The organism is Sphingomonas chlorellae (assembly GCF_056485145.1).
Genome location: NZ_JBQXXM010000006.1, coordinates 124441 through 145768, shown reverse-complemented (window position 1 = coordinate 145768; position 21328 = coordinate 124441). Strand labels below are relative to the sequence as shown.

Genomic DNA, 21328 nt, shown 5'->3' with positions numbered 1-21328 from the left:
TCCCCTCATCGGCCCCTGACCGGATCAGGCCGCGAGTCGGGCGACGCGATCGCTCGCGCCCTCCACCTGCACCGTTGCCCCGCCGGCACGGCGTCGCGCAAGCCATTCCCGGATCAGTTCGGCACAACTGTGATCGACGCCCGAAAGCCGCGACACGTCGAGCTTCACCGGCGCATCCTCGGGCACCCGGTCGAGCGTGTCCGACAGCCGGGGCAGCGCGACGAGCGTGGCGGCGCCCGCCAGCGCGATCGTGTGGCCGCTGTCGTGCGGCTGCGCATCGACCTTCAGCTTGAGCGCGCGGCCATGCGGGATCAGCTCGAGCAGCGACAGCGCGATGCCCACCAGCACGCCCGTCAGCAGATCCTCGGCGACGACGAGCACCAGCGTCACGGCCCAGATCGCCGCGGGCAACAGGCCGTGATCGCGGAACAGGTGGCGCACATGGCTGACATTGACGAGCTTGGCGCCCGTCACCACCAGCACCGCGCCCAGCGCCGCCATCGGGATCTCGCGCAACAGCCACGGCAACAGCGCGACAAAGCCCAGGATCCACACGCCGTGCAGGATCGCCGAGGCGCGCGTCTGCGCCCCCGCCTGGACATTGGCCGAGCTGCGCACGATCACGCCGGTCATCGGCAACGCGCCCGCGACGCCGCACAGCAGGTTGCCGACGCCCTGCGCGCGCAGTTCCTTGTTGTAGTCGGTGCGGACACCGTCGTGCATCCGGTCGACCGCCGCGGCCGACAGCAGCGTCTCGGCACTCGCGATGAACGCGATCGCGATCGCCGCGGTCAGCACCGCCGGGTCCAGCCAGCGCGCGAACATGTCCGATCCGGGCAGCGTCACCGCCGCCGCGATATTCTCCGGCACCGAAACGCGCGTGACGTCGAGCCCCAGCGCGAACGCGACGATCGTCGCCGCCATCACGCCCAGCAGCGCGCCGGGCACCAGCTTCAGCGCCGCGGGACGCAGCTTTTCCCAGCCGAGCATCACCACGATCGTCAGCAGGCCCAGCATCAGCGCGATCTCGGTCGAACGCAGGTCGGGGCTCAGCCCCAGCAGCCGGCCCGGCATCGCCGCCAGGTTTTCCAGCCCGCTCGACAGCGGTCGCGCGTCGAACAGCACATGGAACTGGCCCACGACGATCAGCACGCCGATCCCCGCGAGCATCCCGTGCACCACTGCGGGCGAGATCGCACGGAACCATCCGCCCAGCCGCAACACGCCCGCGACCAGCTGGATCGCGCCCGCCAGCACCAGGATCGGCCCCAGCGCCGACAGGCCCTGGTCGCGCACCAGTTCGAACACGATCACCGCCAGCCCGGCGGCGGGGCCGCTCACCTGCAACGGCGATCCGGCGAGCGCACCGACGATCACGCCGCCGATGATGCCGGTGATCAACCCCTTTTCGGGCGGCACGCCCGACGCGATCGCGATCCCCATGCACAACGGCATCGCGACCAGGAACACGACGATCGATGCGGTGAAGTCGCGCGCCATGCTCGGCGGCAACAGCCGGGCGAGCGTCATTCCGCGGCCTCCGCCAGCATGCCGGCATCGCTCGCCAGCCGCTGGGCGGCGGGCAGTGCAACGGGCAGCGGCCGGTCGTCGCGGATCGGCACGAAGCGGCCGGTCACGCCGTCCAGCCCCAGCACCTGCCCCGCCTTGATGTCGACGAACCAGCCGTGGAGCGAGATTTCGCCGCGCGCGATCCCCGCCGCGACCGAGGGGTGCGTGCGCAGATGGGCAAGCTGGACGACGACATTCTCCAGGCTGGCCGTCCGCACCGATTCGCCGTTCTCCAGCTCGGGATAGCCCTGCTTGACGACGCATTCGGCGGCGTGGCTGTGGCGCAGCCACGCGGCGACGTTGGGCATCCCCTCCAGCATGTGCGGGTTCATCAGCGCCTTCATCGCGCCGCAGTCCGAATGGCCGCACACGATGATGTCGCGCACCTTCAGCGCCGCGACCGCATATTCGACCGTCGACGACACGCCGCCGTTCTGCGTCGAAAAGGGCGGCACGATGTTGCCGGCGTTGCGGCACACGAACAGGTCGCCGGGTTCGGCCTGCATGATGTGTTCGGGCACCACGCGCGAATCGGCGCACGAGATCATCAGCGCCTTGGGGCTCTGCCCGTCGGTCGCGAGTTTCGAATAGAGATGGGCCTGGTTCGGGAAGACCTGCTTCTCGAAACTGAAGACCCGTCCGATCAGTTCGTTCATGGCGAATGCTCCCTGACTGGCGGGGCACGTGGCGCCCCGCAAACGACCGGTCAGGAGATACGCACCGCGCTTTGCTGCACGGCAGCACGGTTGTTAGGAATTGTTGCTGTGCGGCAAAACGCGGCGGGGCAGCGTCAGCCGGGCGCGCAGCCCGCCTTCGGCGCGGTTTTCCAGCATGACGGTGCCGCCCTCGGCCTCCATCACCCGGCTCACGATCGCCAGGCCCAGGCCAAATCCCACCGTGTCGCGCGTCCGCGCGCGGTCGAGCCGGACGAACGGCTCCAGCACGCGCGCCAGCGCCGCCTCGGGGATGCCGGGGCCGTCGTCCTCGACGGCGATCGTCACCGCCTCGGCGGTGGCGGCGGTGCGGATCCATACGCGGTCGGCATGATGGATCGCGTTCTCGACCAGGTTGACCACCGCACGCTTCAGCCCCACCGGCCGCGCGACCAGCTCCAGATGGTCCGGCCCGTCATAGGCGACGTCATGCCCGCGATCGGCGGCATCGTCGGCGACCGTGGCGCACAGCACCGCGACGTCGACGCGCGACGGCGCCTCCGCCTCGCCCTCGCCGCCCAGATAGGCGAGCAGCGATTCGATCATCGCCTCCATCTCGGTCAGGTCGATGCGGATCGCCTCGTGCAGCCCCGGCTGGTCGATCCCGTCGGCGCGCAGCCGCAGCCGCGCCAGCGGCGTGCGCAGGTCGTGCCCCACCGCTGCCAGCGCCTGCGTCCGGTCCTCGATCAGCCGGTGGATGCGCGCCTGCATCGCGTTGAACGCGCGGATCACGCGGCGCAGCTCGCCCGGTCCGGCCTCGGGCACCAGCTCGACCGCGTCGCCACCCTGCTTGCCCATCCGCTCGACCGCCTCGGCCAGCCGGCGCATCGGCATCAGCATCTGGCGCACCAGCAGCCCGCCGATCAGGATCAGCCCCATGGCCGGGGTCAGCGCCAGCAGGATGCGCTCCATCCCCAGGTCGAGCTGGTGAAGCGGCTCGCGCGTGCGGAAATGCAGCCAGCTCCCGTCGGGCAGGCGCAGCGCCCCCGCGATGACCGCGCCCGGCCCCGGCGAGGTCAGCCGGAGCCGCAGGCTCGTCGTCGCCAGCCCCGGCTCCCACCGGATCACCTGGTCATAGATGCGGTCGAGCGTCGGCGCGACGACGCGCGGCGGCGGCTCCTGCGCGCCCCAGCGGATCTCGTAGCGCGTCGTGGTCAGTTCTTCCGCCAGCCGCACGCGCCCCGGCGCGGGCTGTTCGGCCAGCAGCTTGCGCGCGATCACCAGATGCTCGGCCAGCCGCCGCGCCTCGTCGTCGCGCACCGCGAACTGGCTCGCGCGCTCGTACAGCACCGTGCTCACCCCGAACTCGATCAGGATGGTGAGCAGGAGCACGGCAAAGATGCGCCCGATCAGTCCGCCCGACCGGATCAGGTGGCGGGTCAATCGCGCGTCACCGCGGCGCTCAGCATGTATCCGATGCCGCGCACGGTCACGATCGGCGCGGCATTGCCCGCGCTCGACAGCTTGCGGCGCAACCGGCTGATCAGCACGTCGATGCTGCGGTCCGAGCTGTCGCCCAGCCGCGTGCGCGACAGCTCGATCAGCCGCTCGCGCGCGATCACGCGCCCGGCATGGTCGCACAGGCTGACGAGCAGGTCGAACTCGGCGCCGGTCAGGTCGATGACCGCCCCGGTGGGCGAGCGCAGCTCGCGCCGCGGCTGGTTGATCGTCCACCCGTCGAAGCGCAGGATTCCGCGCGGCCGTTCGGCCGCCTCGGGCTCGCCCGCCCCGCGCCGCAGCACCGCGCGCACGCGCGCCACCAGCTCGCGCGTGCCGAACGGCTTGGCCAGATAATCGTCGGCACCCAGTTCCAGCCCGATCACGCGGTCGGTCTCGCTCCCGCGTGCCGAAATGAAGATGATCGGCACCCGGCTCTTCTGGCGGATCGCCCGGCACAGGTCGATGCCGCTGGTTCCGGGGAGCATGATGTCGAGCAGCACCAGGTCGACCGGCCCCTGCTCCATCGCCAGCCACATCTCGGGCGCCGATGCCGCCGGCTTGACGGTATAGCCGTTTTCCTGGAGCGCGCGCGCCGTCAGCGTGCGCAGTTGCGGATCGTCCTCCACAAGCACGATCGTTGGCAACGTCACGGACGTGTCGTTCATCAGCATTGCCTCCGGGACTTAGGTAGGGGCGTCGGCACGGTCAATCGCGGCCGTCCGCGCGCCGCGCGCGAGCAATGATTTGTTACGCCCCCGCCAGGACCAGGCAACAAATCCCCGCTAGCCCGTCTGCAATGCCAGATCGGCTCAGCCCAGACAGGATTTCCTTTCCGATGCGTCCCGTGCCTCGCTTGTCCCTTGCCGCCGCCGCGCTCGTCGTCGCGCTTTCCGGGTGCGCCCATGCACCGTCGGGACCGCGCAGCGCCGCGGCATGCCGTCCCTCGCCGCATCCGATCCCGGCGGGAAAGATCGTCCATTCGCCGGTCCAGTGGCGCTGCCCAGCCGATGCGGTGCGCGACGCCGAGGCCGAAACCGTTCGTCCCGGTCCCCGGGCGACGCACCCCGTTCGCGGCTGACCGGTCCCTCGCTTCCCAGGTCATCCGCCGCCGCGCGCGCGCCGGGCCCCCGCCGGCGGCGCGCGGCGCCCCCTGTTCACCGCGCGCGGTCTTCGATAGGCTAGTCGCATGATCCGCCGCCTCTTTCTCGACCATCCGCGCAGCGTCGGCGAAAGCTATGCCGAACATGCCGCGGTCGCTGCCGGCTTCGGCGTTGCGATGATCGCGGGCGGCGTCGCCTGCCTCGTCCATGCGTTCGTGCCCGGGCTGTTCGTCCGCACCGGCAGCGACACGATCCGCCGGCTCCATGCCGCGATGGCCGCCCGCACGCCCGCGGCGGCGCCTGCGCCGCTCGCGCGTCACACGCCTGCCGCACCGACGTGGCAGCTCGAATACGAAATCTGACGCGCGCGTCGCCGGACGGGACAATCGAACCATGATCGAGCATGTCGCCATCGTCGGCGCGGGCTTTTCGGGCACGCTCCAGGCCATCAACCTGCTCCGCCACGGCGGGCCGCGCGCGACGCTGATCGAACGCGCGCCCGTCGCGGGCACCGGGCTCGCCTATGGCGCGGCGCATCCGTCGCACGTCCTCAACGTGCGCGCCGCGAACATGAGCGCCTTTCCCGACGATCCGGGCCATTTCGTCCGCTGGCTCGAGGCGCGCGGCGTCGCCGATGCCGCAACGGCGTTCATCCCGCGCGTCACCTATGGCGCCTATCTGCGCGAGATGCTCGACGCCGCGCTGCGCGACCATGGCGACCGGCTCGAACTGGTGCGCGGCACCGTCACCGCGATCGAACCCGGCGCGCCGATGCGGCTGACGCTCGACGACGGCCGCGTCGTCACGGCCGATGCGACGGTGCTCGCGGTGGGCAACCTGCCGCCGCACGATCCGCCGGGACTCGATCCGGCGCTGCTGCCGCCCGGCCGCTATTGGGGCGATCCCTGGGATCCGGCGGTGCCGCAGGGGTTGGGACCGGACGATGCCGTGCTCGTCATCGGCACCGGGCTCACCATGGTCGACGTCGTGCTGATGCTCGAAGCGAACGGCTTCACCGGGCCGATCGTCGCGCTGTCGCGCCGCGGGCTGCTGCCGCGCGCCCATGCCGCCGCCACCGCGTGGGAGCGGATCGCCGAGCGCCCGACGACGCGCGCCTCGGCGCTGCTGCGCGGCGTGCGCGCGCGTGGCGAGGCGGTGGGCTGGCGCAACGCCGTCGACGAACTGCGCCCCTTCACCCAGTCGCTCTGGGGCCATGCCGGCCGCGACGAGCGCGCGCGTTTCCTGCGCCATCTGCGCCCGTGGTGGGACGTCCACCGCCACCGCCTCGCGCCGGAGGTCGCCGCCCGGCTTCAGGCGATGGTCGATCGCGGCCAGCTCCGCGTCGTCGCGGGCAAAACGCTCGATTTCACCCCCGACGAACGCGGCGTCGCCGTCCGCTGGCACCCGCGCGGCGCCGACGCCGTGGAGACGCTGCACGTCCAGCGCATCGTCAACTGCACCGGCCCGCTCGGCGACCTGTCGCGCACCACCGAGCCGCTGTTGCGCCAGCTCGTCGCCGACGGCGCGCTGCGTGCCGACGCCGCGCGGATCGGGATCGAGGTCAACAACCAGGCGCAGACGATCGCCGCCGACGGCAGCGTCAATCCCGATCTCTACGCGCTCGGCCCGATGACGCGCGGCGCCTTCTGGGAAATCGTCGCGGTGCCCGACATCCGCACCCAGACCTGGGCGCTCGCCCGCCGCCTGTCGAACGCGCACTGGGTCGGCGGCGAAGGCCTGTAGCCTCTCGCCCTGCCCCTGCCCCTGCCCCTGCCCCCACCACACCCCATCACCCACCCGTCATCCCGGCCTTGAGCCGGGATCCCGCTGCCTCCCGCACCCCAACACCCCAACACCCCAACACCCCAACACCCACCACACCGTGCGGACTAGTATCAATTGACACTATCCGTCGCCGCGCGTTATCCTTCCGGCAAGGAGAAGGATGCCACCATGATCACGCCGGAAAACCCGCTCGGCCTCAATGGCTTCGAGTTTGTCGAGTTCACCTCGCCCGACGCCGACGCGCTCGCGCGCCAGTTCGAGCAGATGGGCTTCGTCGCCTCGCATCGGCACCCGCGCAAGAACATCACCCGCTACAAGCAGGGCCGCATCAACCTGATGCTCAACCGCGACGAAACCGGCCGCGTCGCCGCCTTCCGCGCCGCGCACGGTCCCTCGGCCAGCGCGATGGCGTTCCGCGTCGCCGATCCGGCCAAGGCGCTCGAATGGGCGCTCGCGCACGGCGGCCAGGCGACCGACGAGGACGACACCGTCATCCAGGGGATCGGCGGCTCGTACCTCTATTTCATCCAGGACGGCCGCGATCTCTACGCCGACTGGGAAGAGGTTCCCGGCTGGCAGGAGGCCGAGCAGCAGAACAGCGTCGGGCTGGACCTGCTCGACCACCTCACCCACAATGTCCGCCGCGGCCAGATGCGCGTGTGGAGCGAATTCTACCGCACGCTCTTCGGCTTCGAGGAGCAGAAGTATTTCGACATCAAGGGCCAGGCCACCGGGCTGTTCAGCCAGGCGATGATCGCGCCCGACAAGGCGATCCGCATCCCGCTCAACGAGAGCCAGGACGACAAGAGCCAGATCGAGGAGTTCATCCGCGAATATCAGGGTGAGGGCATCCAGCACCTCGCGCTCACCACCGACGACATCTACGCCACCGTCGAAAAGCTCCGTGCGCGCGGCGTCCGGCTCCAGGACACGATCGAGACCTATTACGAACTCGTCGACCAGCGCGTCCCCGGCCATGGCGAGGATCTCGAACGCCTGCGCCGCAACCGCATCCTGATCGACGGCTCGGTCGAACGCGGCGAAGGCATCCTGCTCCAGATCTTCACCGAGAACATGGTCGGCCCGATCTTCTTCGAGATCATCCAGCGCAAGGGCAACGAAGGCTTCGGCAACGGCAATTTCCAGGCGCTGTTCGAATCGATCGAGCTCGACCAGATCCGCCGCGGCGTCATCAAGGTCGACGCCTGACAAGTTCGGAGAGGGAGAGAGCCGGGGGTGCCGTCCGCAGGAACGTGCGGCATACCCCGGCCCCACTCGCCCATTTCCGATCCACCCGGCCGCGGCGTTGCGCCCCCGGACGGCGACGTGCGATGATCCCCGCGTCCGGGCGCACCGCGCCGTCCCCCTCGCCCCGGCGGGAACCGGGAAAAAGGATGCCCTGCCCATGACCGACTATTTCCCCGGCTTCGGCAACCATGTCTCGACCGAGGCCGTGCCCGGTGCGCTGCCGATCGGGCGCAACAGCCCGCAACGCCCCGCCTTCGGCCTCTATGCCGAACAGCTTTCGGGAACCGCGTTCACCGCGCCGCGCGCCGAGAACCGGCGGAGCTGGCTTTATCGCCTGCGCCCCAGTGCCGAACATCCGCCCTATCGCCGCTATGACGGCGCGCCGCGCTTCACGATCGCGCCCGATCCCGCGCCGCTCGCGCCCAACCGGCTGCGCTGGGGGCCGCCCGCGATGCCCGATGCGCCGGTCGACCTGATCGATTCGATGGTGACGATGCTCGTCAACCGCGATCCCGCCGATCTCGATGGCGTGGTGATCCATCGCTATGCCGCCAATCGCGACATGGAAACGCGCGCCTTTGTCGACGCCGACGGCGAACTGCTGTTCATTCCGCAGGCGGGGCGGCTGGCGCTGCTCACCGAAATGGGGCGGATCGACATCGCGCCAGGGCAGATCGCGCTCGTGCCGCGCGGCGTCCGCTTCCGCGCGCTGCTCCCCGACGGCACGGCGACGGGCTATGTCGCCGAAAACCACGGCGCGCTGTTCCGCCTGCCCGATCTGGGGCCGATCGGCGCCAACGGGCTTGCCAATCCGCGCGATTTCGAAACGCCCGCCGCCTGGTTCGAGGATCGCGACACGCCGTTCGAGCTTGTGCAAAAGGCGTTGGGAAGTCTGTGGATAACCTCGCTGTCGCACAGCCCGCTCGACGTCGTGGCGTGGCACGGCAACCTCGCGCCCTGCCGCTATGATCTTGCCCGGTTCAACACGATGAACACGGTCAGCTTCGACCATCCCGATCCGTCGATCTTCACCGTGCTCACCTCGCCCAGCACCGTGGCGGGCCGCGCCAATGCCGATTTCGTGATCTTCCCGCCGCGCTGGATGGTGGCCGAGGACACGTTCCGCCCGCCCTGGTTCCACCGCAACGTGATGAGCGAGGCGATGGGGCTGATCCACGGCGCCTATGACGCCAAGGCCGACGGCTTCGTCCCCGGCGGGCTCTCGCTCCACAATCTGATGGCGGGGCACGGCCCCGACGTGGCGAGCTGGCGCGGCGCGACCGAGGCCGAGCTTCGCCCGCACAGGATCGAGGCGACGATGGCGTTCATGGTCGAAACCTGCTGGCCCTATCGCCCCACCGCGCACGCGCTGGCGAGCGCCCAGCCCGATTACGACGCGGTGTGGGACGGCTTCCCCAAGGCGCGGCTTCCGTGACGCGCCGCCGGCGGCGGGACGGGCGCTGACATGGATCGCCTCACCGCCACGCCCGCCGGGGTCACGCTCGGCCCGGTCGACCTGATCCCCGACGGGTGCGCGCGCAACTTCGTGATCGAACTGCGCGCGGGCCGCTTTCACGGCTTCGTCGTGCGCCGGGGCGAAACCGTGGTCGGCTATGTCGATCGCTGCCCGCACATGGGGCTGCCGCTCGCGCGCCAGCTCGACGATTATCTGACGCCCGACGCCGCGATGCTCACCTGTTCGTGGCACGGCGCGTTGTTCCGCATTGACGATGGGCACTGCGTGGCTGGCCCTTGCGGCGGCGCCTCGCTAATGCCCTGGCCGGTAACGGTACGCGACGGGATGGTCGTGACCGCTTGAGAGGATGACGATGACGCCTGATTTCGATTTCGCCCTCGGCGAAACCGCCGAGATGATTCGCGACACCACGCGCCGCTTCGCGCAGGAACGGATCGCCCCGCTCGCCGCCCGCATCGACGCAGAGGACTGGTTCCCCCGCTACGAGCTGTGGCCGGCGATGGGCGAGCTGGGGCTGCACGGCATCACCGTGGCCGAAGCCGATGGCGGGCTCGGGCTCGGCTATCTCGAACATGTCGTCGCGTGCGAGGAAGTCGCGCGCGCCTCGGCCTCGATCGGGCTCAGCTACGGCGCGCATTCGAACCTGTGCGTCAACCAGATCGCGCGCTGGGGCAATCCCGAACAAAAGGCGCGCTTCCTGCCCAGGCTGATCTCGGGCGAGCATGTCGGCAGCCTCGCCATGTCCGAAGCCGGCGCGGGCTCGGACGTCGTGTCGATGCGGCTGCGCGCCGAACGCACCGATCGCGGCTATGTGCTCAACGGCACCAAGTTCTGGATCACCAACGCGCCCTATGCCGACACGCTCGTCGTCTATGCCAAGACGGGCGACGGCTCGCGCGGGATCACCACCTTCCTCATCGAAAAGGACATGCCCGGCTTCGCGATCGGGCAAAAGATCGACAAGATGGGGATGCGCGGCTCGCCCACGGCCGAGCTGGTCTTCACCGACTGCGAGGTGCCCGAGGAAAATGTGATGGGGCCGCTCCACGGCGGCGTCGGCGTGCTGATGAGCGGGCTCGACTATGAACGCGCCGTGCTCGCGGGGATCCAGCTCGGGATCATGCAGGCGTGCCTCGACGTCGTCCTGCCCTATGTCCGCGAACGCAAGCAGTTCGGCCAGCCGATCGGCAGCTTCCAGCTCGTCCAGGCCAAGGTCGCCGATATGTATGTCGCGCTCAATTCGGCGCGCGCCTATGTCTATGCGGTCGCGCGCAACTGCGATGCGGGGCGCACGACGCGCTTCGACGCGGCGGGGGCGATCCTGCTCGCCAGCGAAAACGCCTTCCGCGTCGCGGGCGAGGCGGTGCAGGCGCTCGGCGGCGCGGGCTATACGCGCGACTGGCCGGTCGAACGCTTCCTGCGCGATGCCAAGCTGCTCGATATCGGCGCGGGCACCAACGAAATCCGCCGGATGCTCATCGGCCGCGAGCTGATCGGCGGCTGACCTGCGGTCCGGCGCGTGCCCGGCCGGCGGCGACCGGCCGGGCACGCGCCGCAACAGGATGCGGATGCGGGTACGGGCGGCAGTGGGTGCCGCCCGCCCGGCCGATCACCAGATGCGCACGCGCTGGTCGGGCGCCAGGTACAGCCCCTGCCCCTGCTTGACGCCGAACGCGTCGTACCACGCGTCGAGGTTGCGCACCGTCTGCGCGCGGAACTGCGCGGGGGCGTGCGGATCGGTCGCCACCTGCGCGCGCAACGCCTGGTCGCGCGTCTTCATCCGCCAGCTCTGGGCAAAGGCGAGGAAGAAGCGCTGGTCGCCGGTCAGCCCGTCGATCACCGGCGCGGGCTTGCCGCCCAGCGAGGCGCGATAGGCTTCATAGGCCGCCAGCAGCCCCGCCACATCGGCGATGTTCTCGGCCAGCGTCTGCCGCCCGTTGAGGTGCAGCCCCGGCAGCGGCTCATAACCGTCATACTGCTTGGCCAGCGCGGCGGTGCTCGCCTGGAACCGCGCCAGGTCGGCGGGCGTCCACCAGTTGCGCAGCCGTCCGCTCGCGTCGAACCCCGCGCCGGTCGAATCGAAGCTGTGGCTGATCTCGTGGCCGATCGTCGCGCCGATCGAGCCGTAATTGGCTGCGGCGTCGGCGCCGGGGTCAAAGAACGGCGCCTGCAGGATCGCGGCGGGGAAGTTGAGCGCGTTCTGAAGCGGCAGGTTGACCGCGTTGACCGTCTGCGGCGTCATCCACCATTCGCCGCGATCGACCGGCTTGCCGATCTTGGCGAGCTGGTGGCGATATTCGAACAGTTCGGCGCGGCGCAGATTGCCCACCGGGTCGTCGGCCTTGACCTCCAGCGCGGCATAGTCGCGCCAATGGTCGGGATAGCCGATGCCGACGCGCATCGTCGCGATCTTGCGGCGCGCCTCGGCCTTGGTCGCGGGCGCCATCCACTCCAGACCGGCGACGCGCTTGTCGAACGCCGCCAGGATGTTCTTCACCATCCCCTCGATCGCGGTCTTGGACGAAGCCGGGAAATAGTCCTTGACGTAAAGCTGGCCCACCGCGTCGCCCAGCGCGGCGTCGACGCTGGCGATCGCCCGCTTGTCGCGCGGCCGCGGCTGCGGCTGGCCGTTGAGCGTGCGGCCGTAAAAGTCGAAATGCGCCTGGTCGAATGCCGCGGGCAGCACCGACGTCACCTGGTTGATCCGGTGAAAGGTCAGCCAGTCCTGCCACGCCTGCAACGGCTCGCTCGCCACCAGCCGCGCGATCGCGATCACCGCCTGGGGCTGCCACACGATGAAGTCCTGCTGATCCTTCAGCCCGGCGGCGTTCCAGAACGCGTCCCAGTCGATCCCCGGCGCCTTGCGCGCGAAATCGGCCTTGCGCCACGGATTGTTGGCGCGCGCCGGGTCCTGGCTGGCGACATTGTCGAGATGCGCCCGCGCGATCCGCGTCTCCAGCTCGAACACGCGCGCCGCGCGCGCATCGGGCTCGGTGACGTTGGCGAGACTCAGCAGCTTGCCGACATAGGCGCGATACTGGTCGCGGATCGCCTTCATCTCGGGCGTCGTCGCCAGATAATAATCGCGGTCGGGCAGCCCCAGCCCGCCCTGGAGCACATAGGGGACGGTCCGCTCGGGCGCGCCCAGCGCCTGGCTCACCCAGATGCCGAACAGGTTCTCGGTCGCGAAATTGGTCGCGTTGAGCGGGTCGACATCGGCGCGGATCGTCCCGCCCAGCATCGCCGACAGCGCCTTCTTGTCCTTCAGCGCGGCGATCGCGTCGAGCTCGCCCGCCACCGGCGCCAGCCCGCGCGCCTCGATCCCCTTCACGTCGGTAAAGGCCGCGTACCAGTCGGCGATGCGCCGCTGGTCGGTGCCCGCCGCGGCGTGTGCCTTGATCGCCGCGTCGATGATCGCGGCGTTGTTCGCCTCGGCCTTGGCAAAAACGTCCAGGAAGATGCCCGTGCTCGAACGGTCAGCGGGGATCTCGGCGCGGCTGCGCCAGCCGCCATTGGCATAACGGTCGAAATCGTCGCCCGGCGCCACGCCCTTGTCCAGCCCGGCCAGGTCGACCCCCGAACGCAGCTGCTGCGCGCTCGCCGCCGCCTTGCCCTCGTCCTTGATGGCGCCATGGCATGCCGTCGTCGCCAACAGCGACGCCAGCAGGATCACCCGACTCTTCACTCGCGAACTCTCCCGATGCGTTTCGGCAAACCTGCTACTCCGCGCGACGGGGGTGCGCCAGTGCCTTCCCAAGCGTTTGCGACCAGTGTAGGCAGCGCAAAAAACTAAGACAGGAAGGGTGCCCTAAATGACGGCTCCGACACTCGACAGCCGGGTTGCGGTCGACAGCGCGGCGTTCCGCGCCAATGCCGAGCATCATCGCGCGCTGGCCGAACGGCTCCGCGCCGACGTCGCCCGCGTCGCGCGCGGCGGCTCCGACAGCGCCCGCGCCAAGCATGTGGCGCGCGGCAAGCTCCTCCCGCGCGAGCGCGTTGAGCGCCTGCTCGATCCCGGCGCGCCGTTCCTCGAAATCGGCCAGCTCGCCGCGTTCGACCTTTATGGCGGCGAGGTTCCCGGCGCCGGGCTGATCGCGGGCATCGGCCGCGTCTCGGGGCGCACCGTGATGATCGTGTGCAACGATGCGACGGTGAAGGGCGGCACCTATTACCCGATGACGGTCAAGAAGCATCTCCGCGCGCAGGAGATTGCCCAGGCGAACCGCCTGCCCTGCATCTACCTCGTCGATTCGGGCGGCGCCAACCTGCCGCACCAGGCCGAGGTGTTCCCCGATCGCGATCATTTCGGCCGCATCTTCTTCAACCAGGCGAACATGAGCGCCCAGGGCATCCCCCAGATCGCGTGCGTGATGGGAAGCTGCACCGCCGGCGGCGCCTATGTCCCGGCGATGTCCGACGAAACGGTGATCGTCCGCAACCAGGGCACGATCTTCCTCGCCGGCCCGCCGCTGGTAAAGGCTGCGACGGGCGAGGAGATTTCGGCCGAGGATCTGGGCGGCGGCGATCTCCACGCGCGCCGCTCGGGCGTGGTCGACCATCTCGCCGAAAATGACGAACATGCGCTCACGATCGTCCGCGACATCGTCAGCCACCTCCCCGCCGACCGCACGCCCGACCTCGCGCTGCGCGATCCGCGTCCGCCCCGATATGCGCCGGAGGAACTGTACGGCATCCTCCCCACCGACGTGCGCGCGCCCTACGACGTGCACGAGGTGATCGCGCGGCTGGTCGACGCGTCCGAGTTCCACGAATTCAAGCCGCTGTACGGCAGCTCGCTGGTATGCGGCTTCGCGCATATCTGGGGGATGCCGGTGGCGATCCTCGCCAACAACGGCGTCCTCTTCTCCGAAAGCGCACAGAAGGGCGCGCATTTCATCGAACTCGCGTGCCAGCGCCGCGTGCCGCTGCTGTTCCTTCAGAACATCTCGGGCTTCATGGTCGGCGGCAAGTACGAGGCCGAGGGGATCGCCAAGCACGGCGCCAAGCTGGTCACGGCGGTCGCCACCGCCACCGTGCCCAAGCTCACCGTGCTGATCGGCGGCAGCTTCGGCGCGGGCAATTACGGCATGTGCGGCCGCGCCTATGATCCGCGCTTCCTGTTCACCTGGCCCAACGCCCGCATCAGCGTGATGGGCGGCGAACAGGCGGCCAGCGTGCTGGCGACGGTGCATCGCGACGCCGCCGACTGGACGCCCGAACAGGCCGAGGCGTTCAAGGCGCCGATCCGCCGGAAATATGAGGACGAGGGCAATCCCTGGCACGCGACCGCGCGGCTGTGGGACGACGGCATCATCGATCCCGCCCAGACGCGCGACGCGCTCGCCCTCGCGCTCGCCGCCACGCTCAACGCCCCCATCCCCGAACGCCCGCAGTTCGGCGTGTTCCGGATGTGAGCGAGGGCAAGCCCCCCGCCGCCATGCGCCGCATGCCGCTCGTGGAACACCCCCGCCCCACCCCACGCCTCCCCCAGCCCCGCCGGGGGAGCGAGACCGCCGACCACAGCCCGGCGGTGGAACGCCGCCACCCCGCCCCATTCTCCCCCCGGCCCCGCTGGGGGAACGGGACCGCCAACCACAGCCCGGTGGTGGAGCGCCCCCACCCCACCCCATTCCTCCCCCAGCCCCGCCGGGGGAACGGGACCGCCAACCACAGCCCGGTGGTGGAACGCCCCCGCCCCACCACACTCCTCCCCCAGCCTCGCTGGGGGAGGGGGACCGCCGGCCGCAGGCCGGTGGTGGAGGGGCCGGCGCCGCAGGCGTCGGAAGCCCTACCCGCCCGGATCCACGCCGCGCCTCGCGCGAACCGTCGCACCGATCAGCGCCAGCACGCCGTCGGGGTTGGCGAGAATCTCGGCTGCCGGAATGCGAAGCGTCGCAACGCCATGCGATGCCAGCCAGCGATCCCGCCGCGCATCCTCTTGCGGCGCGGTCCCGCGCGCATGGACCTCGCCGTCGACCTCGACGCAAAGCCGCACGGCATCGCAATAAAAGTCGAGCACATAGGGGCCGGCCGGATGCTGCTTGCGCCACTTCTCCCCGTCGCGCCCGCGCAACTGCTTCCACAGCAGTATCTCGGGCAGCGTCATGGCCCGGCGCAGCCCTTTCGCCCGTCGGTACGAACGGCCGTTGCCCTTCAACATCGCGGCCCCCTTCCGCGCTCCGCGCGCCCCTCCACCATGCTACGCATGGTCCCCCTCCCCCAGCAAGCTGGGGGAGGATTAAGCTCGCAACCACCCCACTCCTCCCCCAGCCCCGCTGGGGGAGGGGGAACCGCCGGCCGCAAGGCCGGTGGTCGAGGGGCCGATGCCGCAGGCGTCGGAACACCGCCGTCCCACACGGACCCCACGGCCATCCGAACGCCCCCACCCCACGCGGATGCCCAGCCACCGGGAGGCCATCCGTCCGGCCGCCCAGGCCTCGGCACCCCACACCACTCCTCCCCCAGCCCCGCTGGGGGAGGGGGACCGCCGGCCGCAGGCCGGTGGTGGAGGGGCCGATGCCGCAGGCATCGGAACGCCCCCGCCCCTCACGGATCCCATGGCCATCCGAACACCCCCACCCCACGCGGATGCCCAGCCACCGGGAGGCCATCCGCCCGGCCGCCCCGGCCTCGGCACCCCACCCCACTCCTCCCCCAGCCCTGCTGGGGGAGGGGGACCGCCGGCCGCAGGCCGGTGGTGGAGGGGCCGATGCCGCAGTCATCGGAACGCCGCCGCCCCACACGGCCCCCACAGCCATCCGAACACCCCCACCCCACGCGGATGCCGGGCCACCGGGAGGCCATCCGCCCGGCCGCCCAGGCCTCGGCACCCCACCCCACTCCTCCCCCAGCCCCGCTGGGGGAGGGGGACCGCCGGCCGCAAGGCCGGTGGTGGAGGGGCCGATGCCGCAGGCATCGGAACGCCCCCGCCCCCGCACCCGTCCGTCGCTGTCTCGCAAGGCGCCGCCCCGCTCGCGGGCGGAATTGAAAGGCTGATCCCATGATGCTTCCCCTGCTCGCCCTCATGCTCGCCGCGCAGGATGCGCCGCTGCCGCCGCCCGCGGCCAATCCGCCGCGCAGCGCGAAGCCCGCGGACCGGCTGCCGCCGGCCAACCCGCTGCCCTATCAGGATCCCGACGCCGCGGCGGTGATGGCGCCGATCGACGCGCTGCTCGCCGGGCTCACCGCGCGCGATGCGCGGGCGATCCTCGCCGTCACCGATCCCGAAGGCCGCATCACCGCGGTCGAGGAAAAGCCCGACGGCACGCGCGCGGTCCGCACGCTCGGCTGGAACGACTATGCCGGCGCGATCCGCCCGGGCGCGACGCGGATCGAGGAGCGGCTGTCCACCCCCGCGATCGAGGTCGACGGCGACATCGCGATGGTGTGGGCGCCCTATGTCTTCCTGATCGACGGCAAGCCGCATCATTGCGGCACCAACCATTTCGACATGGTGCGTCAGGCGGGCGGATGGAAGCTGCGCAACGTCACCTACACCCACCGCACCACCGGCTGCGAGGTGCGCTGACCATGGCCCGCGACACGCTCTTCCTGCTCGACAATGACTGGGCCGACCCCGCCTATGGCGGCGAACGGCGCTTCTATTGCAAGGATTGCATCACCGTGGAGGGGCTGCTCGCCGCCTTTCCCGAACGCGCGGCGGCGATCGAGGTCGTCCGCGTCGCCTGGCCGCGCCCGCGCGGTCCCGTGGTCGACCGGCTCGGCGAGGCGAACCAGAACCTGCCCGCGCTCGCCTTTGCCGAGGGCGGCTTCGTCAACGCGATCGAACCGCTGCTCGCCGCGCTCCACACGCGCCACGGCTTTCCGGAACGCCACCCGTGACCGGGGCTGGCAATGTAGGAAAATCTGTGGCCAGCCTGCGGGCTTGTCCGCGCGCTTCCCGCCCCTTGCGGCGGCGGGGCGTCGCGGCCGGCACGGCAGGTTGGGCATCGCGTGGAGACCCTAAACTTCCTAAACTTCGCCGGGGGCGGCACCGCGGGCACGGCCCGTCCGGATCGCCGTCGCGACGCACGGCGCCTGCGGCCGGGGGCCGCACGCCGCCGCGTCTCGTCCCGAACTCCATCCACCCTGTCATTTGAGGGCGCCGCCATGATCGCCACGCTCCTGATTGCCAATCGCGGCGAAATCGCCTGCCGCATCATCCGTACCGCCCGCGCCATGGGGATCCGCACCGTCGCCGTCTATTCGGACGCCGATGCGGATGCGCTGCACGTCCGCCGGGCCGACCAGGCCGTGCATATCGGCCCGTCCCCCGCACGCGAATCCTATCTGGTCGGCGAACGGATCATCGCCGCCGCGCGCGAGACGGGGGCGGACGCGATCCACCCCGGCTATGGCTTCCTCTCCGAAAATGCCGATTTCGCCCAGGCGGTGATCGACGCCGGGCTGATCTGGGTCGGGCCGAAGCCGGACAGCATCCGCGCAATGGGGCTCAAGGACGCCGCCAAGGCGCGGATGATCGCCGCGGGCGTGCCCGTCACCCCCGGCTATCTCGGCGACGACCAGTCGCCCGAACGGCTCCGGGCCGAGGCCGATGCGATCGGCTATCCGGTGCTCATCAAGGCGGTCGCCGGCGGCGGCGGCAAGGGGATGCGCCGCGTCGAAAGCGCCGCCGACTTCGCCGACGCGCTCGCCAGTTGCCAGCGCGAGGCGGCCTCCTCCTTCGGCGACGACCGGGTGCTGCTGGAGAAGTACATCCTCTCGCCCCGCCACATCGAAGTGCAGGTGTTCGGCGACAGCCACGGCAATGTCGTCCATCTGTTCGAACGCGACTGCTCGCTCCAGCGCCGCCACCAGAAGGTGATCGAGGAGGCTCCCGCCCCCGGCATGGATGCCGCGACGCGCGAGGCGATCTGTGCCGCGGCGGTGCGCGCGGCCAAGGCGGTCGACTATGTCGGCGCAGGCACGATCGAGTTCATCGCCGATGCGAGCGAGGGCCTGCGCGCCGACCGCATCTGGTTCATGGAGATGAACACGCGCCTTCAGGTCGAGCATCCGGTGACCGAGGAGATCACCGGGCAGGATCTGGTCGAATGGCAGCTCCGCGTGGCGAGCGACGAGCCGCTGCCCAAACGGCAGGACGAGCTGTCGATCAACGGCTGGGCGATGGAAGCGCGGCTCTATGCCGAGGATCCGGACAACGGCTTCCTGCCCAGCGTCGGGCGTCTCGACATGCTCAGCCTGCCGACCGACGAGCTTCGCGTCGAGACCGGCTTCGAGGAGGGCGACGACTTCACCTCCCATTATGACCCGATGCTGGCCAAGCTCATCGCGCGGGGTGCCGACCGCGCCTCGGCGATCGAACGGCTGGCCGACGGCATCGAATATCTGGGCTGCTGGCCGGTCCGGACCAATGCCGGCTTTCTTTTCCGGGCGCTGCGCGATCCGGCTTTCGGCGAGGGCAACGTCACCACCAGCTTCATTCCGGATCGTCTCGACTCGCTGTTGCCCGGTGGGCCGAGCGACGAGCTGTTCAAGCTCGCGGCGCTCAACGTCGAATGGGATTATGCGTCGGTCGATCGCTCGCGCACGGACCGGCTGTTGGATGGACTGGACGGCTTTCGTCTCAACGCACCGCACTCGGCGCCGGTGATGGTTCGCTGCGGCCACGAAGTGCGCCGCGTCGACTGGTGGCAGGGCGACGATGTCGGCGGCGGCGGCCAGTATTTCGGCGCCACCTATGTCACCGTCGAGAAGGGGCAGACTTACGGCTTCAGCCTCGCCCGCTTCGACGGGACTGCCGCCGGCACCGCCGGCGACGGCGCCCTGCTCGCCCCCATGCCCGGCCGCATCACCGCGGTCGACGTCGCCCCCGGCGCCACCGTCACCAAGGGCCAGCGGCTCGTCACGCTCGAGGCGATGAAGATGGAACACGCCCTCACGGCCCCGTTCGACGGCACCGTCGCCGAACTGCCGGTCGAGGTCGGGGCACAGGTTCAGGTCGAGGCGCTGCTCGTGCGCGTCGCCGCGAAGGAGGATTGAGATGGCCGGACGTTATTTCGACGAATGGCAGCTCGGCGACCGCGTCGAGCATGCGTTGCGCCGGACGGTGACCGAAACCGACAACCTCCTGTTCTCGACGCTCACGCACAACACCCAGCCGCTCCACCTCGATGCCGAGGCGGCGCGCGAGAGCGAGTTCGGGCAGATCCTCGTCAACGGCACCTTCACCTTCAGCCTGATGGTGGGGATCACCGTCGGCGACACGACGGCGGGCACGCTCGTCGCCAATCTGGGCTATGACAAGCTCGTCATGCCCAAGCCGGTGTTCCTCGGCGACACGCTGCGCGCCTCATCCGAGGTGGTCGAGCTGCGGCCGAGCAAGTCGCGGCCCGGCCAGGGGATCGTCACCTGGCGGCACCAGATGCACAACCAGCGCGGCGAGCTGGTGTGCGAATGCCTGCGCTCGGCGCTGCTGCGCAGCCGCCCCGCGGCTTAGGGGCGGCCGGCGGCGGCCGTTGCGCGTTCGTCGGCCGGGGCTGCGGACGGCGCCGCGGCGGGCGTTTCGGGGTTCGAAAACACCATTTCCTCGTCCAGCGACCCGAACCGCATCAGCATCAGGTCGCGCAGGTAATTCTGGTGCAGCCGCCACGGCCGCCGCGTCCCCTGCCGGGGCAGGTCGTCGATGGCCCGGCGGACATAGCCCGAGGTGAAGTCGAGAAAGGGCGCGGGATCGACGGGCGCGGTCGGCATCGGCGTCACCTGCCGCATCCCCCGCCGCGCCATCGCCTTGAGCAGCCGCGTGACGTAACGCGCGGTCAGGTCCGCCTTCAGCGTCCAGCTCGCATTGGTATAGCCAAAGGCGAGCGCCAGGTTGGGCACGCCTGAAAACATCATGCCCTTGTACGTCAGCCGCTCGGCCCAGCGGACGGGTTCGCCGTCGACCGCCACGTCGATGCCGCCCATCAGCTTCACCTTCAGCCCGGTGGCGGTGATGATGATGTCGGCGGGAAGCACCCGCCCGGATCCGAGCGCGATTCCTTCGGGGACGAAACGGTCGATCGTGTCGGTCACCACCTCGGCCTTGCCGGCGCGCAGCGCGTCGAACAGGTCGCCGTCGGGCACCAGGCACAGCCGCTGGTCCCACGGGTTGTAGCGCGGCGTGAAGTGGGTGGCGACGTCGTATCCGGGGCCCATCGCCTCGCGGACCATGCCGACCAGCCGCTCCTTCGCCGCCTCGGGCCGCCGGCGCATGAGCGTGTAGAAGAATTGCTGGACCAGCACGCTGCGCCACCGGGTCAGCGAATGGGCGGTCCCGGCGGGCAGGATGCGCCGCAACACCGCCGCCAGCGCATCGCGCGCCGGCCGTGCGACGACATAGGTCGGGGAACGCTGGAGCATCGTGACATGCCCGGCCGTCCCGGCGAGCGCGGGCACCAGCGTCATCGCGGTGGCGCCGCTGCCGATCACCACGACCCGCCGTCCGCTCCAGTCGAGCGTCGGCGGCCAGAATTGCGGGTGGACGACCGTTCCGGCGAACGTCTCCGCCCCCGGGAAGTCGGGAGCATGGCCATGGTCATAGTCGTAATAGCCCGAGCACAGGTACAGGAACCGCGCCTGCAACCGCTGCGTGGTGCCGTCGCACGCGACCTCGACCGTCCAGCGCGCCGTGTCGCTCGACCAGTCGGCGCGCCGGACGCGATGGCGCAACCGGATGTGCCGGTCGATCCCCTCGTCGCGAACCGTGTCGCGCAGATAGTCGAGGATGTCGCCACCGTCGGCGATCGCCTTTTCGCCCCGCCATGGCCGGAACGGGAAGCCCAGCGTGAACATGTCCGAATCCGAGCGGATGCCGGGATAGCGAAACAGGTCCCACGTCCCCCCGATCGTGTCGCGTCCCTCCAAGATGGCGAAGCGCAGATCGGGACATTCCCGCATCAGGTGATGCGCCGCATCGATGCCCGAAATCCCGGCACCGACGATGATCACGTCGAATTGCTCGTCCATTGTCCTCTCCCCGAAGACGAGCCTAACGT

18 protein-coding genes are annotated in these 21328 nt (G+C 70.3%); 11 read left to right on the top strand and 7 right to left on the bottom strand.

The genetic code is table 11. From position 1 onward, the window contains the following. Positions 1-24: 24 nt before the first annotated feature. The 4 genes from ACT3CF_RS15745 to ACT3CF_RS15730 all read right to left on the bottom strand — a co-directional run bounded on the left by ACT3CF_RS15745 (position 25) and on the right by ACT3CF_RS15730 (position 4372). Positions 25-1530 (bottom strand): SulP family inorganic anion transporter, encoded by a 1506-nt coding sequence (locus tag ACT3CF_RS15745; protein WP_478424349.1) that lies wholly within the window; start codon positions 1528-1530, stop codon positions 25-27. After that, positions 1527-2225, bottom strand: coding sequence for a carbonic anhydrase (locus ACT3CF_RS15740; protein ID WP_478424347.1), 699 nt, complete (start codon positions 2223-2225; stop codon positions 1527-1529). The genes ACT3CF_RS15745 and ACT3CF_RS15740 overlap by 4 nt, the downstream gene beginning before the upstream one ends. A gap of 93 nt (positions 2226-2318) precedes the next feature. Further along, positions 2319-3665, bottom strand: coding sequence for an ATP-binding protein (locus ACT3CF_RS15735; protein WP_478424345.1), 1347 nt, complete (start codon positions 3663-3665; stop codon positions 2319-2321). Continuing rightward, on the bottom strand, positions 3662-4372 hold the full coding sequence (locus ACT3CF_RS15730) for a response regulator transcription factor (protein ID WP_478424471.1): 711 nt from the start codon (positions 4370-4372) through the stop codon (positions 3662-3664). The genes ACT3CF_RS15735 and ACT3CF_RS15730 overlap by 4 nt, the downstream gene beginning before the upstream one ends. A gap of 536 nt (positions 4373-4908) precedes the next feature. Between ACT3CF_RS15730 and ACT3CF_RS15725 the strand changes: the two genes are divergently transcribed. The 6 genes from ACT3CF_RS15725 (at position 4909) to ACT3CF_RS15700 (ending at position 10836) form a co-directional block, all read left to right on the top strand. Then, entirely contained in the window at positions 4909-5184 is a 276-nt protein-coding gene (locus ACT3CF_RS15725) for a DUF6356 family protein (protein ID WP_478424343.1), read from the top strand. A 31-nt stretch (positions 5185-5215) separates the two neighbouring features. Continuing rightward, positions 5216-6565, top strand: a complete 1350-nt coding sequence (locus tag ACT3CF_RS15720; protein WP_478424341.1) for an FAD/NAD(P)-binding protein — start codon at positions 5216-5218, stop codon at positions 6563-6565. Between the two features lie 210 nt (positions 6566-6775). Then, positions 6776-7816, top strand: coding sequence for a 4-hydroxyphenylpyruvate dioxygenase (gene hppD / locus ACT3CF_RS15715; RefSeq protein ID WP_478424340.1), 1041 nt, complete (start codon positions 6776-6778; stop codon positions 7814-7816). A 196-nt stretch (positions 7817-8012) separates the two neighbouring features. Then, the gene (gene hmgA, locus ACT3CF_RS15710) at positions 8013-9290 is read left to right on the top strand and encodes a homogentisate 1,2-dioxygenase (RefSeq protein ID WP_478424339.1); all 1278 of its coding nucleotides are present in this window, start codon (positions 8013-8015) and stop codon (positions 9288-9290) included. A 30-nt stretch (positions 9291-9320) separates the two neighbouring features. Beyond that, on the top strand, positions 9321-9674 hold the full coding sequence (locus ACT3CF_RS15705) for a Rieske (2Fe-2S) protein (RefSeq protein WP_478424337.1): 354 nt from the start codon (positions 9321-9323) through the stop codon (positions 9672-9674). Positions 9675-9684: 10 nt separating this feature from the next. Continuing rightward, a complete protein-coding gene (locus ACT3CF_RS15700) occupies positions 9685-10836 on the top strand; it encodes an isovaleryl-CoA dehydrogenase (protein ID WP_478424335.1) in 1152 nt (383 codons plus the stop codon). A 105-nt stretch (positions 10837-10941) separates the two neighbouring features. Here the strand turns inward: ACT3CF_RS15700 and ACT3CF_RS15695 are convergent, their stop codons facing one another. Next, positions 10942-13017: a M13 family metallopeptidase gene (locus ACT3CF_RS15695; protein WP_478424334.1), complete on the bottom strand. Its 2076-nt coding sequence runs from the start codon at positions 13015-13017 to the stop codon at positions 10942-10944. Between the two features lie 127 nt (positions 13018-13144). On the opposite strand from ACT3CF_RS15695, the gene ACT3CF_RS15690 reads away from it, so the two are divergent. After that, entirely contained in the window at positions 13145-14746 is a 1602-nt protein-coding gene (locus ACT3CF_RS15690; RefSeq protein ID WP_478424332.1) for a carboxyl transferase domain-containing protein, read from the top strand. A 374-nt stretch (positions 14747-15120) separates the two neighbouring features. On the opposite strand, the gene ACT3CF_RS15685 is transcribed toward ACT3CF_RS15690, so the two are convergent. Next, positions 15121-15492 (bottom strand): endonuclease domain-containing protein, encoded by a 372-nt coding sequence (locus ACT3CF_RS15685; protein WP_478424330.1) that lies wholly within the window; start codon positions 15490-15492, stop codon positions 15121-15123. Between the two features lie 840 nt (positions 15493-16332). Between ACT3CF_RS15685 and ACT3CF_RS15680 the strand changes: the two genes are divergently transcribed. From ACT3CF_RS15680 to ACT3CF_RS15665, 4 genes are all read left to right on the top strand, one after another. Then, positions 16333-16860: a nuclear transport factor 2 family protein gene (locus ACT3CF_RS15680; RefSeq protein ID WP_478424328.1), complete on the top strand. Its 528-nt coding sequence runs from the start codon at positions 16333-16335 to the stop codon at positions 16858-16860. A 2-nt stretch (positions 16861-16862) separates the two neighbouring features. Beyond that, positions 16863-17174, top strand: a complete 312-nt coding sequence (locus tag ACT3CF_RS15675; protein WP_478424326.1) for a DUF3088 family protein — start codon at positions 16863-16865, stop codon at positions 17172-17174. 267 nt (positions 17175-17441) lie between these two features. Then, on the top strand, positions 17442-19334 hold the full coding sequence (locus tag ACT3CF_RS15670; RefSeq protein ID WP_478424324.1) for an acetyl/propionyl/methylcrotonyl-CoA carboxylase subunit alpha: 1893 nt from the start codon (positions 17442-17444) through the stop codon (positions 19332-19334). Between the two features lies 1 nt (position 19335). Further along, entirely contained in the window at positions 19336-19791 is a 456-nt protein-coding gene (locus ACT3CF_RS15665; protein ID WP_478424323.1) for a MaoC family dehydratase, read from the top strand. On the opposite strand, the gene ACT3CF_RS15660 is transcribed toward ACT3CF_RS15665, so the two are convergent. After that, positions 19788-21299, bottom strand: coding sequence for a flavin-containing monooxygenase (locus ACT3CF_RS15660; RefSeq protein WP_478424322.1), 1512 nt, complete (start codon positions 21297-21299; stop codon positions 19788-19790). The genes ACT3CF_RS15665 and ACT3CF_RS15660 overlap by 4 nt on opposite strands. Between the last annotated feature and the right edge of the window lie 29 nt (positions 21300-21328).

What these genes read in the sequence shown, in the direction of transcription:
- ACT3CF_RS15745 (WP_478424349.1), bottom strand. Translation starts at nt 1,530, where the DNA reads ATGACGCTCGCCCGGCTGTTGCCGCCGAGCATGGCGCGCGACTTCACC.
- ACT3CF_RS15740 (WP_478424347.1), bottom strand. Translation starts at nt 2,225, where the DNA reads ATGAACGAACTGATCGGACGGGTCTTCAGTTTCGAGAAGCAGGTCTTC.
- ACT3CF_RS15725 (WP_478424343.1), top strand. Translation starts at nt 4,909, where the DNA reads ATGATCCGCCGCCTCTTTCTCGACCATCCGCGCAGCGTCGGCGAAAGC.
- ACT3CF_RS15720 (WP_478424341.1), top strand. Translation starts at nt 5,216, where the DNA reads ATGATCGAGCATGTCGCCATCGTCGGCGCGGGCTTTTCGGGCACGCTC.
- hppD (WP_478424340.1), top strand. Translation starts at nt 6,776, where the DNA reads ATGATCACGCCGGAAAACCCGCTCGGCCTCAATGGCTTCGAGTTTGTC.
- hmgA (WP_478424339.1), top strand. Translation starts at nt 8,013, where the DNA reads ATGACCGACTATTTCCCCGGCTTCGGCAACCATGTCTCGACCGAGGCC.
- ACT3CF_RS15705 (WP_478424337.1), top strand. Translation starts at nt 9,321, where the DNA reads ATGGATCGCCTCACCGCCACGCCCGCCGGGGTCACGCTCGGCCCGGTC.
- ACT3CF_RS15700 (WP_478424335.1), top strand. Translation starts at nt 9,685, where the DNA reads ATGACGCCTGATTTCGATTTCGCCCTCGGCGAAACCGCCGAGATGATT.
- ACT3CF_RS15690 (WP_478424332.1), top strand. Translation starts at nt 13,145, where the DNA reads ATGACGGCTCCGACACTCGACAGCCGGGTTGCGGTCGACAGCGCGGCG.
- ACT3CF_RS15685 (WP_478424330.1), bottom strand. Translation starts at nt 15,492, where the DNA reads ATGTTGAAGGGCAACGGCCGTTCGTACCGACGGGCGAAAGGGCTGCGC.
- ACT3CF_RS15680 (WP_478424328.1), top strand. Translation starts at nt 16,333, where the DNA reads ATGATGCTTCCCCTGCTCGCCCTCATGCTCGCCGCGCAGGATGCGCCG.
- ACT3CF_RS15675 (WP_478424326.1), top strand. Translation starts at nt 16,863, where the DNA reads ATGGCCCGCGACACGCTCTTCCTGCTCGACAATGACTGGGCCGACCCC.
- ACT3CF_RS15670 (WP_478424324.1), top strand. Translation starts at nt 17,442, where the DNA reads ATGATCGCCACGCTCCTGATTGCCAATCGCGGCGAAATCGCCTGCCGC.
- ACT3CF_RS15665 (WP_478424323.1), top strand. Translation starts at nt 19,336, where the DNA reads ATGGCCGGACGTTATTTCGACGAATGGCAGCTCGGCGACCGCGTCGAG.
- ACT3CF_RS15660 (WP_478424322.1), bottom strand. Translation starts at nt 21,299, where the DNA reads ATGGACGAGCAATTCGACGTGATCATCGTCGGTGCCGGGATTTCGGGC.